Genomic DNA, 14,577 nt, shown 5'->3' with positions numbered 1-14,577 from the left:
CCCGATCTAAGTACTTTTTGGTGGAATTATTAAGGGCGGTGTAAAAAGGGCATAGTCAATACTTATGCCCTGATAAGACTCAATGTATTTTAATCAGGCGCTGGGCGGAAAGCTTCGCCTTCATTGATCCATTGTGGAGCAGGTTTATTGAGTAGATAGTGGTCAAAATACTCTTTCATTTTGATAGTGTAATCTAATTTATTCGGGTACTTCTTCAAATGATGGGGTTCACCCTCATATTGCAACATAATCGCGTCTTTATCGAGGCGACGTAGGGCTAAAAACAACTCAACCCCTTGCTGCCAAGGCACAGCATCGTCAACGTCGCCAAACTGAATCAGCAGGGGAGTGTTCACCCGATCGGCAAAAAAGAGTGGTGAGCTATCAATATATAGCTGTCGTTGCTCCCATAAACTAGCACCGAGTCGGCTTTGACCCGTTTCATATTGAAATTGTCTTGCTAAGCCTGATTTTAAGCGTATACCGGAATAGGCACTCGTCATGTTCGAGACGGGCGCTCCTGAAACTGCGGCTTTAAAGATATCGGTTTGAGTCACAGCGTAAGCCGTACCATAACCACCCCAGCTGTGACCATGTAGGCCTATTGCATTTTTATCTGCAATACCAAGCTCAATAATTTTTTGCACACCAGGCACAATAGATTTAACCATGGCGTCACCGGGTTGGCCGATGATTTGCTTAATGTCTGGCTGAAAAATCACATAGCCGTGAGAGTTGTAAAATGGAAAGTTTGGACGGTGGTTAATCACCATTGGTGTAAAGTGGTGTAAACGATCGCTGTAGTTCTCGTAAAAATAAACGAGCACAGGGTAGCGCTTTGTCGTATCAAAGTTATCGGGTTTGATTAAGCGACCCTGGATAGTATCACCATCGTTTGTTTGCCAAGAGATTAATTCTGAATCGCCCCAAATATACGGAGTGGTTTGTTTTCCTAACTGGCTGATCTTTTGTGCGTTGCTAAAGCTTGACTGAGCTAACCAAAGGTCTGGGAACTCGCGGTAGCTCTCGCGCGTAAACACATACGATGGTTTATTCTTCGCTTTAGCGATAAAGCGATAACGGTGATCACCCTCAAGCAGTTTTGATAATTGGCGCGACTTGGCGACTAAGGTGAAAAAACCTGATTGCTTGGTGTCTGTGTTAAAACTAGATAATAACAGCAAGTCGTTATCACTGATGAACGGTTGCTCTTTGTCAGTATTGATGATGCGTAAGCGGCGGTGATGCTCGCGGCCAAAGCCACTGGTAAGTTTTAGTGCCTTGGTAGAGCTAAAGTCAAACTGCCAAATATCAAATTTATCATAAGCGATTAATTTATCAGTACCCTTTAACCAGCCTTTGATTCCATAAGGCCTTGCCGGTTGTGGTCGGTCATTGTTTTCATCAACGAATATCTGACCTAGCGCGGTTGATAGCTGTTTACTCTTTTGTTTAACGCTATCATAAGCCCACAAATGACCTTCTTTAATAAAACTGATATAGCGCCCATCTTCACTGATTTTAAGTGCACCAGCATGTTGGATATTTTTTGCAATAAGTGACTTATTGCCATTATTTAAGTCAATGCGATAAGCATCAAAATACCAACCATTCCAGGTTGATTGACGTTGGTATGGGCGGTAATCAATGCCGATTAATGCATGACGATTCTTAACAATTCGAATATCTTGTAATGACTTATCAGCCAGCTGTACTACTTTACTGCGTTTAACGTTAACACTGGCAAGGTAGTAGTCGTAATTTTTCTTGTTGTAATCAACTTTATCCTGAGTTTTTACTGTCGTATCTTGGTGATGCCAAGTTTGCATCTCTTTTTTAGCGAGGATGGTATTCACATCAAATAGTTGGCTTTGACTGAGTGTAGTGCTCTTTGTTTTACTAATAATACTCGGACTATAACCAAAGAAAACGCGTTTACTGTCAAAACTCCATTTAAGTGGATGTTTGTTACTTATAAACCAACCTTTTTTGTTAGTTTTTATTGTTTTAAAGTGACTGGTTGAGTGCCAAATATGCAGTGAATGTGAACGTTTTTTTACTTTTTCTTGATAGCTACCTTTTAGAAACGCTAGTTTAGTTCCTTTATCACTCCACGCGAGTTGTTCAATTGACAAGGCTGGCTCTTGGAATAACGTTTGCTGCTGTTCGGTCGTTAGATTAATGACATCAATAGCGTTCTGTTCACCAGTTTTTGTTGACGTTGCCAGTGCCAACCACTGCTTGTTGGTAGAAAAAGCGAAGCTTGCGACATTTGGGTAGGTATGAGATTGGTTAGATTGTAGATCAATAACAACGAGTTTATCGCCGATAGCGCCTTTATTATAGAGTTTCTTCTTTTTATTGATACTTTTGTCGCCTGACTCTTGGTTGTCTGGTGAAGGTGTTTTAGCTAGCACGGCCAAATACTGACTGCCAGAAGAAAATTGAAAGCTATCAAGATGGTTAAAGTGAGTTCTCTCTCCAGTAGACAGGTTGAGCACCACTAATTGCTTGCTAAGTTTCTTTCTTTCCTTTGGCGTGGCATTAGTATGATTAAGTAAGCTCGGTGGCTGAATAAAAGCAACAAATTGGCTGTTATCACTAAAGACGGGCTTAGTCCCTAACTCTACCTCAAACGTGGTATTACTATTTGCATTATGGACATAGCCAATAGCATCGCCTCTATCGGGTTGTGCTTGATAAGCAACCCAGTCGCCGTCATCTGATATCACGGTTTGCTTAATACTTTGAAACTTCATGATATCAGAATATTCAATAGGACTTTTTTGTGCAAAGCTAGAGAATGTAGTCAAACTTAAGAATGCAAAGAGTAAAAAGAAAGAAGCAATAGTTTTGTTCATGCCAAATAGTCCATGTCAGAATAAGAGAAAGTACTCTAACAAGACATTGGGATATTGTATACATCGGGGTGGGTGAGTGGTTAAAAAGTATCTCAACAACAGTAGCCTCGGAGTAAAGAACCGCACCTCCAAGGCTACAAAGAGAACTACTGACTTGATTCGAGTTGAAGTGGCGAATATTTACATGTACTAGAGAGATTATTTGATACTAGTGCGAATGTCTGTTGAATATGGTTACCTTGCATACCGTCACAGTGAAGGTCCTTCAGAAGCTCAAGGCTGTTTACTGTTTCTACATGAGAGCTTAGGACCTTGATTCCGACACCATGAGCAATTTGGGTGACAGCCTGAATAAAGTAATTATTTTCTGGATGCTTATCTAAATCACGAATATATGACCCATCAATTTTTAAGAAATCAACATCTAAACCTTTAAGGTATTTGAATGAGGTAAAGCTTGAGCCAAACCGCTCGATACAGATTTCTATATCATATCGTTTTATCATCTGAATGAAATCTTGGCTGGATTCGATTGAGGCTAGAATTGCATCTTCGTTAATCTCAAAGACTAAGTGAGGTAAATTTTTTGCATGTTTTTCGCAGAACTTTGCTAACCAATTTCTGAAGTTGATATCATGAACAGACTGATGAGTTAAATTGATAGCTAGCTTTGTTTCAGAAGAAAACTTTTCGTGCATAGATAGACTAGTTAGAACCATTTTGTCTAATTCTTGAGACTTATTTAAGCGTTCTGCCATTGCAAATAGTTGATTATTGGCAATACTTTGTTCATCAAAATAAAACTGGCTAAATAATTCGTAATAGATAACTTCACTTTGAGACGAAGCTAGAACAGGCTGGAAAGAAAATTTAACATCATTACTTTGTACTAAATTATCAATTAAATCACTCCATTCATGTAAACCATGTATATCATGACTATGATGAGTAGAATAGACAATACCTTCTTTTGTTGCTGAACCTTCTTGTGTTAGTAGGGTATCAAGCTTTGCAAGTAATGAACTTAGGTTATCTTTTTTACTATAAGATGTAGCAATAATCTCAGCAAAGCCTTCAGGGTAACCTTTAGAGCATAAAGCGCTAAATTGCTCTTGTAAACGTTCACACATATGTAAAACATCTTGGCTTGTGTCTTTTATCATAAAGAAAAAGCAACCGCCACCAGTACGGAAAAGTTTTGCACCGCCAAACGCTTGTAGGTGTTGTTGAACTAATTCTGCGGTGAGACAAACATATTCGTCGCCGGCTTTATAACCTAGTTCATTATTGATCTTTGATAGAGAAGGTAGCTGAATCATCCCCAAAGTGGCACTATCATTTAAATTCATCTCTTGATTGTCAGCGTCAAATTGATTTTCAAAAGAACGGCGGTTCCCCAAATTGGTCAAATGATCTATAAAAGCATCATGAGTTAATTTCTCGGCATGCTTGCTCATTTGATCAAATGTTGTTTGTATATTACTGACCATAGTGTTCATTGCAGTTACAACCGCTTTTAATTCTCTGGTCATCGGCAGGTTTGCGATAATGGGAAATTGCTTACGGCAAACGGCTTGGGCTTGCTTTTCAACCTGAGAGAGGGGGAGTAGAACCTCTCGTAGGATTAAATGAGCGAGAAATAGCGCGATAAAGCAAATAATTAAGCCTGAATATGTGCTATTTACACTCTGCTGCCATAATTTATCATAAGAAATACCGGGATGACTCTGAAGCGCTAATACACCAGCAATATTCCAGCCATTGTTGACTTCTGTTTGCATAATGGGTGGAGACAATGTAAAGGTCTCGATAAACCACTGTGGGACGCCGTCAACAAATGTAGGGTTATTTCGCTCTAAGATAACATTGCCATTGACATCGGTTAAGGTTAATAACTTGTAGTAGCCTGAGTCGAATATGGCAGAAACCATCGTCTCGACTATAACCGCGTCTTCTTCGTTCATATAAGGTGAAATAGAGAGTCCCAAGCTCGTCGCAGTGTCTTGAGCGTGTGTTTCCATTTGTTCATTAAGATAACTACGGGTATTTTCTATACTGATCCATAGCGAACCGATTAATGTCACTAATGCAATGCCGATAACTAAGCCATATAGCTGTGTTCGTAAACTGATTCCTGCAGTTTTAGCGTGTTGCTTCATGTTGTTGTCCTTTACCTAGCCAGCTTATTGGATACTCGCTAATATTCTGTTGTTATCTGATTCTATTTAAAGTAATAACTTGTTCCATGCTGATACTGCTTTGCTGTTACTTACTTTTCGCCCGCGCTCTCTAGCTTTTGAAAGACATAAACCATTGCCGTTAAAGCTATAAATTGGTCTAAGCTCTTTTCTTTTATTCGCTGGTAACACTCGTTGATTATTATTATCTAATACTAAAGGTACAGATGTCGGGTTTTTTAGATAGATTAAAACCACGTGTGGTTAATTAACTTTCAGGTGTAGAAAATACATGAGCCTTAGCTTGTCTTCAGGAATACCAAGCGCAGTAAACGAGAAAACTTTGCAATGGCATAATCTTCGCAATCTCCTTTGCTGCGGCCAATGGTTTCAAATGGTGAAGCCCAATAACCTTTCTTCCCCCAGAGTGGAAGATCATCTTGATAAGCTATCTCTTTATTAAAGAAGTGTTTAATACGATTAAGTTTGACCCATTCATTACCATCTCGGTTATCATTAAGAACTTTTTGCCAGTCTTGCGCTCTGTATACAGCGTTAAGATTACACTGTTGCTCAAGTTCAGAAAAAGTGGGATGAAAAATACCCATTACAAGAGCTTTGAGACAATGATGGCAATAATAAAGCGAAAAAACCAACAAGAACAGCAATTTGTTTCAAAGTAATGCCCATCCATGTCGGTTAAAGTTATTTAATTATAAAACAATAAAAAAAAAAGTAGCAAGCAATAATTCTTAGGCGGACTCAAGCCTGTTCTAAATAAGAGATTTAGTTACAGCTTTGCTGCTCGTTCAATTAAAGTGTGACGGCGCTGTCATTTTTGCTTAGTCTGGGCTCATTTCTGTAGAAATGAGCCCGTAATAAAATCTATAGTTCAAACTTTTAAATTAATCATGCATTAATTAGCGCGAAATTTTATGGAAAGAAATCAAAGATAAAAGTTACATTTTTGGGTATTGGTTGTGTTGGCCTTGTACGAGCGGCAGTGTTAGCCGATGCTGGTCATGATGTTTGTTGTGTTGATGTCGACCAAAAAAATTCACGACCATTCAAAATGGTATTATTCCTATATATGAACCGGGTCTGACTCCTTTAGTCAAAAGTGACTTTGAACAAGGCCAAATTGTATTTACAGCTGATGCTAAATTTGATGTTGATTTTGGTGAATTACAATTTATAGCCGTTGGTGCGCCACCTGATAAAGATGGTTCAGCTGATCTGAAATATGTTCTTAAGGTCGCCGAAACTATTGCTACGCACATGAACTCTTATAAAGTCATCATTGATAAGTCAACCGCCCCAGTTGGCACTGCAGATAAAGTGAAAAAACAAGTTGAATCTGTATTAGAGCAGCGTGGTGAAGAGTTGGGGTTCTCTTTGGTTTCAAACCCTGAGTTTTTAAAAGAAGGTGCCGCTGTTGGAGACTGTAAACGCCCAGTTCGAATAGTGATTGGCACAGACTCATCAATGGCAGAAGAGTTGATGCGTGAATTGTATGCACCTTTCAACCGTAACCATGAAAAGATTATTGTCATGGATATTCGAAGCGCCGAATTAACGAAGTATGCCGCTAATTGTATGTTAGCTACTAAAATTAGTTTTATGAATGAAATGGCAAATATTGCTGAACACGTTGGTGCCGATATCGAGCACGTGCGGCAGGGCATAGGTTCTGATTCACGTATTGGCTTTCAATTTATCTACCCAGGGTGCGGTTATGGAGACTCTTGTTTTCCGAAAGATGTTCAGGCACTCGTTCGTACCTCTGACGCAATCGGGTATGAGTCGAAGATTCTTAAGGCGGTCGAATCCGTTAACTACCGTCAAAAGAATAAGTTATTTGACTATATCGAGACACAATTTGGAGCCGACAACCTAGAAGGAAAAACATTTGCTCTTTGGGGACTTTCGTTCAAACCAAATACAGATGATATGCGAGAGGCACCAAGTCGTGTGTTAATGGAGCAGCTATGGGCCGCTGGCGCAAATGTACAAGCATTCGACCCTGAAGCAATGAACGAAACCCAACGAATCTACGGGAATAAGCCTGAACTCGCACTGATGGGTACTAAAGAGGCTGCGTTGAAGGATGCGGACGCTTTGATTATTGGTACAGAGTGGCAAAATTTTAAAGCACCTGATTTTGACGTAATCAAAGAGCTACTGACTCAGCCAATCATTTTCGATGGGCGTAATTTGTTTGAGCCTAGCCGAATGGCGACTAAAGGGATCAGTTACTACAGTATCGGGCGTGGACTGTCAGTTTCAAATAATCAATAAGACAACTAGTTAATAGCGTTGACTTTGGGTATTAATATTCAAAGTCACGAGAGTTTGGAAATGCTGTGAAACCTGAAATGAGCCTTGATAAAGAGCCATCAGCAGCAAGTTTGTTAAAGCAAGAAATTGCTTTGGCGAAACTGTTGGAGCGCATGCCTGAAAATGTACAGAACAGTTTTACGGAAGAACAGCTTTCGTATCTTAAGCATTCATTAGGGGCTAGACAGTGGGGCAATCACGCTGTTTATTTACGCAGTACTGTTAAATTCTTTCGTTATCGCTATTTCTGATGTTTAGTGCGGGTCTAGGCTTGCTTATCCTTTAACTTGCTAAATCAGCTTTAGGTATCGATATCTTTCCTAATTACTCTTTTGGTGTTTGGGACTGGTTTAAAGATTCCTTTTTATAATAATTCTTCACTTTTGTTCAGTTTGTAATAAAAATTCATTTTTACAATTCATTCGACCAAATAGGTAACATTTATTATTGGCAAGTTGCGTTTACGCTGGCATTATAAGTTTCCAATGTAATTAAATTACACACGTTATTATTTAAAAGGAACATGATGGATTCGCTAACGCTTTCGCCAATATCTGCAGTTAATGGCACTGTTAATTTACCCGGTTCAAAAAGTTTGTCTAATCGTGCGCTATTATTGGCGGCATTGGCTCAAGGGCAAACAACGATTAAGAATTTACTTGATAGTGACGATATTCGTCATATGCTTAACGCACTTGAGACGCTAAATGTTTCTTATCAGCTAAGCGATGATCGCACTGAGTGTATTGTTGAAGGTAATGGCGGGTCATTAAATTTTGATGGTTCTTGTGAATTATTCTTAGGTAATGCAGGTACAGCGATGCGTCCATTGTGTGCAGCACTGTGTTTAGGGCGGGGCGAGTTTACCTTAACGGGTGAACCGCGTATGTCTGAGCGACCAATTGATTCATTAGTTGAAGCATTACAAGCGATGGGTTGTGATATTAAATATCATGATTTTGAGGGTTTCCCACCAGTGACAATTAAGGGTACTGGTATCAGCGGTGGTAAAGTGCAAATTGATGGTTCTGTGTCTAGTCAATTTCTTACCGCCTTCTTAATGGCTGCGCCATTAGCCGACGGTGATATCGACATTGAAATCGTCGGTGAACTTGTTTCAAAACCTTATATCGAAATTACTCTTGATCTAATGAAAAAGTTTGGTGTTGAAGTGTCGCACACTAACCTACAGTCATTTAGCATTAAAGGTCAGCAAAGTTATGTATCGCCAGGTGTAGTTCATGTCGAAGGCGATGCTTCTTCTGCTAGCTATTTTTTAGCTGCTGCTGCGATAAAGGGTGGCAGTGTCACTGTTACCGGTGTGGGCTCCGATTCTGTTCAAGGTGATAAGCACTTTGCTGACGTTCTTGAAGCTATGGGCGCTAAGGTTGAGTGGCAGCCGCATTCAATCACTGTGACAGCAGATACACTATCAGGTGTTGATCTTGATATGAATCATATCCCTGATGCTGCAATGACGATAGCGACGACGGCTTTATTTGCAAAAGGTCCAACGTCAATCCGCAATATTTATAACTGGCGTGTTAAGGAGACTGATCGCTTAGCTGCCATGGCAACTGAGTTAAGAAAGGTTGGCGCGACAGTTGATGAAGGGCACGATTATATAACGGTGACTCCTCCGACGTCATTAGCCCATGCCGCGATTGATACCTATAATGATCATCGCATTGCAATGTGTTTTTCGTTGGTTGCGTTAAGCGATACACCTGTAACCATCAATGATCCTGGTTGTACCGCAAAAACATTTCCTACGTATTTTGATTGTTTTCGATCGATTTGCTGACCAAAAACGTGGTCGGTGAATAGTGATTTAAATCATAGAAACATTATTTAACATTAATAAAAGGTTAAATCTTTGTTTAACGATTTCATCTTGTGTCTGGCTACTGTAGTATATGTCCCGAAATTTGGTGTCTTTCTAAGTATTTAGTACTAGTTAATAAGTACAAGACCAATAAGATAATTAAAATAATAAGCCTATTGTAATATCAGGTTCGTAGGAGTAAACAATGGCAGAAAATTTGTCAGTGATAACAATTGACGGCCCAAGCGGTGCTGGTAAAGGAACTATCGCGAGATTATTAGCTGATAAGTTAGGGTGGCATTTACTTGACAGCGGTGCAATATACCGCGTGCTAGCATTAGCAGCCATTCATCACAATGTAGCCCTCGATAACGAGGACGCGTTAACACCGTTAGCAGGGCATTTAGACGTTCGTTTTGTTAGTGATAGTGAATCAGGCGTCATTAAAGTGATCCTTGAAGGTGAGGACGTGACTCGCGAAATTCGTAATGAAAAAGTGGGGAATAGCGCGTCTAAAGTCGCCGCTTTCCCTCGTGTTCGTGAAGCATTATTACGTCGTCAACGAGCATTTTTGACCAGCGATGGTTTAATTGCAGATGGCCGTGACATGGGGACCATTGTTTTTCCACAAGCACCAATTAAATTTTTCTTAACGGCGAGCGCCGAAGAGCGCGCTCAACGACGCTATAACCAGTTGCAAGAAAAGGGCTTTGATGCTAATATCCAGTCCCTTTTAAGTGAGATCAGCGAACGTGATGAGCGAGATCGTAACCGAAGTGTTGCACCGCTTGTACCGGCCGATGATGCACTAGTCGTTGATTCGACAGGTTTATCTATTGATGAAGTGTTAGCTAAAGTTGTTGAACATGCAGCTAACAGCATCGAAATGTAGATAAAGAACTAATAAACCCTATTACTCAGTCAAGGATTGATAGAGTATTAATTAACAACCCCATTGTTGCCGGATGCATAGATGGATTGAAAAATGTGAATTTAAACATGACTGAATCTTTTGCTCAACTGTTTGAAGAGTCTCTTCAAGAACTTGAAACCCGTCCTGGTTCGATTGTAAAAGGTACTGTAGTTCGTATCGAACGTGGTACTGTATTAGTAGACGCTGGTCTTAAATCTGAAAGCCCAATCTCTGCTGACCAATTCAAAAACGCACTTGGTGAATTAGAAGTAGCTGTTGGCGACGTTGTTGACGTTGCAATCGATGCTATGGAAGATGGCTTTGGTGAAACTCAACTTTCTCGTGAGAAAGCTAAGCGTCACGAGTCTTGGGGCGTTCTTGAGAAAGCTTTCGAAGAGCAAGAAACTATCGTTGGTGTTATCAACGGTAAAGTTAAAGGTGGTTTCACTGTTGAAGTGAATACTATCCGTGCTTTCCTACCTGGTTCATTAGTAGATGTACGTCCAGTACGTGATACTTCTCACCTTGAAGGTAAAGAATTAGAATTCAAAGTTATCAAACTTGACCAAAAACGTAACAACGTTGTTGTTTCTCGTCGCGCAGTTATCGAAACTGAAAACAGTGCAGAGCGTGAAGAGTTACTAGCTAACCTTCAAGAAGGTATCGAAGTTAAAGGTATCGTTAAGAACCTTACTGACTACGGTGCATTCGTTGATCTTGGCGGTATCGATGGTCTTCTACACATCACTGATATGGCTTGGAAACGTGTTAAGCACCCAAGCGAAATCGTTGCAGTTGGTGACGAAATCAATGTTCGTGTACTTAAGTACGATCGTGAGAAAACTCGTGTTTCTCTTGGCCTTAAGCAAATGGGTGAAGATCCATGGGTATCAATCGCGGGTCGTTTCCCAGAAGGTACTAAGCTTACTGGTCGCGTAACTAACCTAACAGATTACGGTTGTTTCGTTGAGATTCAAGAAGGCGTTGAAGGTCTAGTACACGTTTCTGAAATGGATTGGACTAACAAAAACATCCACCCATCTAAAGTTGTTAGCTTAGATGACACTGTGGAAGTTATGGTTCTTGACATCGATGAAGAGCGTCGTCGTATTTCTCTAGGTCTTAAGCAATGTGTTGCTAACCCTTGGTCAGAGTTCTCTTCTAAGTTCGCTAAAGGCGATCGCGTTTCTGGTAAGATCAAATCTATCACAGATTTCGGTGTATTCATCGGTCTTGACGGTGGTATCGACGGTCTTGTTCACCTTTCTGACATTTCTTGGAATGTTGCTGGTGAAGATGCAGTACGTGATTTCTCTAAAGGTGACGAAATCGAAGCTGTTGTTCTTGCAGTAGATGCAGAACGTGAGCGTATCAGCCTTGGTATCAAGCAATCTGAAGAAGACCCTTTCAATAACTACCTGTCAGAAAACAAAAAAGGTGCTATTGTTAAAGGTAAGGTAACTGCTGTTGACGCTAAAGGCGCAACTGTTGAGTTAGCAGATAGCGTTGAAGGTTACATCCGTGTAGCTGACATTTCTCGTGACCGTGTTGAAGATGCTTCTACAGAGCTATCTGAAGGTCAAGAAGTTGAAGCTAAGTTTGTTGGTGTTGATCGTAAGAACCGTGTTGTTAGCTTATCAATCCGTGCTAAAGACGAAGCTGAAGAGAAATCTGCAGTTGATAGCATCAACAACGCTGAAGAGAGCTTCTCTTCAAATGCGATGGCTGAAGCGTTCAAAAACGCAAACCGCGACTAGTATGATGTGGTTGAGGCGTGTAAACGCCTCATCTATATAGTAATAGTAATAGCAAAAAGGAAGGTTTATGACTAAATCAGAATTAATCGAAAGGTTAGCCCTGAAACAATTACACTTATCTGCTAAAGATATTGAGTCGGCTGTTAAAGACATGCTTGATTTGATGGCTAATACTTTATCTGAAGGTGATCGTATTGAAATTCGTGGCTTTGGTAGTTTTTCATTACACTATCGTGCACCACGTACAGGACGCAATCCTAAGTCAGGTGAAACGGTTGAGTTAGGTGCAAAATATGTACCTCACTTTAAACCAGGTAAAGAGCTTCGTGAACGAGTCAATGCCAGCCTTAATGCTTAAATAATTCATCACTTAGGTGAGGTCTTATTTAACAAGCGATTATAAAAGCGACCCTAGGGTCGCTTTTTTATTGCTTTTTAATAAATTATGGCTAGTCACGCTGCACAATTTCTTAGATAATGAAGCCATATAAACTTTATTAGCAAGGAGCTCCAATGAAATCGGTCATAGCAACAATTGTTGTCATTCTGTTCTTCGTCATGGCAATGATCTTTAGTGCAAGTAATAAAGAGATGGTGACTATTAATTACCTGATCGCTCAAGGTAGTTTTAATGTCAGTCATGTTATTGGTTTAGCCTTCATTTCAGGCTTTGTCATTTGTTGGTTTATCTTTTACTCATTATACATCGGATTAAAAATCAAACTTAACATAGCAAACAAGAAAATTACGCGTTTAGCTGATAGTCCAGCACCAGTAGTTGCACCAACACAAGAAAAACAAATCACTTCTAATGTTTGAGTTGTTGTTTCTGTTGCTGCCTATTGCAGCGGCCTATGGTTGGTATATGGGCCGTCGCAGTGCAGGGCATCAACACAAACGTCATGCGAGTGACTATTCAAAAAGTTATGTCGCAGGCCTAAATTACCTATTGTCTGATCAGCCCGATAAAGCTGTTGATCAATTCATTGCGTTAGTCGAAGTTGATAATGAGACAATTGAAACCCATTTAGCACTTGGACGTTTGTTTCGACAACGTGGTGAAGTGGACCGTTCATTACGCGTTCACCAAAATCTATTAGCTCGGCCAAATTTAACGGACCATCAACGTGATAATGCGCTCTACGAACTTGGTAATGATTACCTCCAAGCAGGATTGATTGACCGTAGTTTAGAGATTTTTACCGAACTTTCGGTGAGTAAAGAGTTTGGTGAACGTGCGCTGCATCATTTAGTGAGTTTATATCAGCAAACTAAGGATTGGCAGCTTGCCATTCAAACTGCTCAGAAACTAGGGCAGCGCGGTAATGGTTGTTTAACCCGTGCTTTAGCTCACTTTTATTGCGAGCTTTATCTTGAGCAGGATTCACAAGACATTAGTTTATTAAAAACCGCTTTGTCTACCGATCCGGGATGTGTTCGAGCTAGATTAATACTAGGAAAGCACTACCTCGATAATAATAAGCTTGCTGATTGCCAATTAGTGATTGATCAGTTTTTAGCGCAAGATATTGATTACTTTCGTGAAGCCATTGACCTCTTTATTCAGTGTTATCACCAAAGAAATCAAAATGAACAATTGGTTCAGAAGTTTGATGACGCGCTTCAAAAAGGGGCGGGTATTGCTACCTTGTTAGCCAAGTTGCAAATTATGCAGCCTAAGCTGAGTCAGCAACAATTAGAGCAAACGATAACCGATCATCTAATTCAAGCGCCGAGCATTAATGGTTTTCATGAATTAATGTTAATTCAGCTTAATGACGCAGAAGAAGGGCGTGCTAAAGATAGTTTAAATCATTTACGCGTTCTCGTTGGTGAGCAACTGAAAATTAGGCCGCGTTATCGTTGTAAGAGTTGTGGTTTTAGTGCCAGAAATATTCACTGGCAATGTCCGTCATGTCAAGGCTGGGGTAGTATTAAACCTATTCGTGGTCTAGACGGCGATTAAAAGTTTTACGTTATATATTTGAGGAATTCATGATTAATCAATCAAAAGTCGTTGTTGCGTTAGATTTTGACAACAAAGAGCAAGCTTTAGCATTTGTCGATAGTATTTCAGCGGATAGCTGTCGCCTTAAGATTGGTAAAGAGATGTTTACTTATTTTGGCCCTGAATTCGTTAAAGCATTGGTAGACAAAGGCTTTGATGTTTTTCTCGATCTAAAATTTCATGACATTCCTAATACCGTTGCTAAGGCCGTGACTGCAGCCGCAGAACTCGGTGTATGGATGGTTAATGTTCATGCAACGGGTGGCGAGAAAATGATGCGAGCGGCTAAAGAAGCGCTTGTGCCTTACGGTGACAAAGCACCACTATTGATTGCTGTTACAGTGTTAACCAGTATGGAGCAAGCAGAGTTACCTTTAATTGGTATTGATGCACCACTTGACCAGCATGTAGAGAGACTTGCTACATTAACTAAAGAGTGTGGCTTAGACGGTGTGGTGTGTTCCGCGCAAGAAGCGAAAAAACTAAAATCGTTATTGGGTCAAGAGTTCAACCTTGTCACGCCTGGTATTCGACCTGCGGGTAGTGCCGTTGGCGATCAAAAACGTATTATGACGCCAGTGCAAGCCGTTGCCGCGGGGAGTGACTACCTAGTCATTGGTCGCCCAATTACTAAAGCTGATAACCCATCAGAGGTACTACGCGATATCAATCAATCGCTAGCCAAATAAACACAGCAGT

11 protein-coding genes and 1 pseudogene are annotated in these 14,577 nt (G+C 40.3%); 9 read left to right on the top strand and 3 right to left on the bottom strand.

Features of this window, described 5'->3' with window-relative positions; all coding sequences use genetic code 11:
- Positions 1-89: 89 nt before the first annotated feature.
- From Q8W26_RS04175 to Q8W26_RS04165, 3 genes are all read right to left on the bottom strand, one after another.
- Positions 90-2,861 (bottom strand): prolyl oligopeptidase family serine peptidase, encoded by a 2,772-nt coding sequence (locus tag Q8W26_RS04175; RefSeq protein ID WP_101215114.1) that lies wholly within the window; start codon positions 2,859-2,861, stop codon positions 90-92.
- Positions 2,862-3,007: 146 nt separating this feature from the next.
- Positions 3,008-5,020, bottom strand: a complete 2,013-nt coding sequence (locus Q8W26_RS04170; protein ID WP_101215113.1) for an EAL domain-containing protein — start codon at positions 5,018-5,020, stop codon at positions 3,008-3,010.
- A gap of 317 nt (positions 5,021-5,337) precedes the next feature.
- Complete coding sequence (locus tag Q8W26_RS04165; RefSeq protein ID WP_101215112.1) at positions 5,338-5,646, bottom strand: transglutaminase-like cysteine peptidase; 309 nt, start codon at positions 5,644-5,646, stop codon at positions 5,338-5,340.
- A 344-nt stretch (positions 5,647-5,990) separates the two neighbouring features.
- Here Q8W26_RS04165 and Q8W26_RS04160 point away from each other — a divergent pair.
- The 9 genes and pseudogenes from Q8W26_RS04160 to pyrF all read left to right on the top strand — a co-directional run bounded on the left by Q8W26_RS04160 (position 5,991) and on the right by pyrF (position 14,567).
- A pseudogene (locus Q8W26_RS04160) lies at positions 5,991-7,336 on the top strand (UDP-glucose/GDP-mannose dehydrogenase family protein).
- A gap of 65 nt (positions 7,337-7,401) precedes the next feature.
- Positions 7,402-7,626 carry a hypothetical protein gene (locus Q8W26_RS17890; RefSeq protein ID WP_370694258.1) on the top strand — a complete coding sequence of 75 codons (225 nt, stop codon included), beginning with the start codon at positions 7,402-7,404 and terminating at the stop codon, positions 7,624-7,626.
- Between the two features lie 275 nt (positions 7,627-7,901).
- On the top strand, positions 7,902-9,179 hold the full coding sequence (aroA, locus tag Q8W26_RS04150) for a 3-phosphoshikimate 1-carboxyvinyltransferase (protein WP_101215111.1): 1,278 nt from the start codon (positions 7,902-7,904) through the stop codon (positions 9,177-9,179).
- A 226-nt stretch (positions 9,180-9,405) separates the two neighbouring features.
- The gene (gene cmk, locus Q8W26_RS04145; RefSeq protein WP_101215110.1) at positions 9,406-10,092 is read left to right on the top strand and encodes a (d)CMP kinase; all 687 of its coding nucleotides are present in this window, start codon (positions 9,406-9,408) and stop codon (positions 10,090-10,092) included.
- Positions 10,093-10,199: 107 nt separating this feature from the next.
- Positions 10,200-11,870, top strand: a complete 1,671-nt coding sequence (gene rpsA, locus Q8W26_RS04140) for a 30S ribosomal protein S1 (protein WP_101215161.1) — start codon at positions 10,200-10,202, stop codon at positions 11,868-11,870.
- Between the two features lie 67 nt (positions 11,871-11,937).
- Entirely contained in the window at positions 11,938-12,228 is a 291-nt protein-coding gene (locus tag Q8W26_RS04135) for an integration host factor subunit beta (RefSeq protein ID WP_101215109.1), read from the top strand.
- 155 nt (positions 12,229-12,383) lie between these two features.
- Positions 12,384-12,689, top strand: coding sequence for a LapA family protein (locus Q8W26_RS04130; RefSeq protein ID WP_101215108.1), 306 nt, complete (start codon positions 12,384-12,386; stop codon positions 12,687-12,689).
- Positions 12,682-13,836, top strand: coding sequence for a lipopolysaccharide assembly protein LapB (gene lapB, locus Q8W26_RS04125; RefSeq protein WP_101215107.1), 1,155 nt, complete (start codon positions 12,682-12,684; stop codon positions 13,834-13,836). Before Q8W26_RS04130 ends, lapB begins: the two co-directional genes overlap by 8 nt.
- A gap of 29 nt (positions 13,837-13,865) precedes the next feature.
- Positions 13,866-14,567, top strand: coding sequence for an orotidine-5'-phosphate decarboxylase (gene pyrF, locus Q8W26_RS04120; RefSeq protein ID WP_101215106.1), 702 nt, complete (start codon positions 13,866-13,868; stop codon positions 14,565-14,567).
- Positions 14,568-14,577 lie beyond the last annotated feature (10 nt).

The organism is Psychrobium sp. 1_MG-2023, from assembly GCF_030689115.1.
Taxonomy (GTDB): Bacteria; Pseudomonadota; Gammaproteobacteria; order Enterobacterales; family Psychrobiaceae; genus Psychrobium.
The sequence above is the reverse complement of the archived record's forward strand: the minus strand, read 5'-3'. Positions and strand labels throughout refer to the sequence as shown.

What these genes read in the sequence shown, in the direction of transcription:
- Q8W26_RS04175 (WP_101215114.1), bottom strand. Translation starts at nt 2,861, where the DNA reads ATGAACAAAACTATTGCTTCTTTCTTTTTACTCTTTGCATTCTTAAGT.
- Q8W26_RS04170 (WP_101215113.1), bottom strand. Translation starts at nt 5,020, where the DNA reads ATGAAGCAACACGCTAAAACTGCAGGAATCAGTTTACGAACACAGCTA.
- Q8W26_RS04165 (WP_101215112.1), bottom strand. Translation starts at nt 5,646, where the DNA reads ATGGGTATTTTTCATCCCACTTTTTCTGAACTTGAGCAACAGTGTAAT.
- aroA (WP_101215111.1), top strand. Translation starts at nt 7,902, where the DNA reads ATGGATTCGCTAACGCTTTCGCCAATATCTGCAGTTAATGGCACTGTT.
- cmk (WP_101215110.1), top strand. Translation starts at nt 9,406, where the DNA reads ATGGCAGAAAATTTGTCAGTGATAACAATTGACGGCCCAAGCGGTGCT.
- rpsA (WP_101215161.1), top strand. Translation starts at nt 10,200, where the DNA reads ATGACTGAATCTTTTGCTCAACTGTTTGAAGAGTCTCTTCAAGAACTT.
- Q8W26_RS04135 (WP_101215109.1), top strand. Translation starts at nt 11,938, where the DNA reads ATGACTAAATCAGAATTAATCGAAAGGTTAGCCCTGAAACAATTACAC.
- Q8W26_RS04130 (WP_101215108.1), top strand. Translation starts at nt 12,384, where the DNA reads ATGAAATCGGTCATAGCAACAATTGTTGTCATTCTGTTCTTCGTCATG.
- lapB (WP_101215107.1), top strand. Translation starts at nt 12,682, where the DNA reads ATGTTTGAGTTGTTGTTTCTGTTGCTGCCTATTGCAGCGGCCTATGGT.
- pyrF (WP_101215106.1), top strand. Translation starts at nt 13,866, where the DNA reads ATGATTAATCAATCAAAAGTCGTTGTTGCGTTAGATTTTGACAACAAA.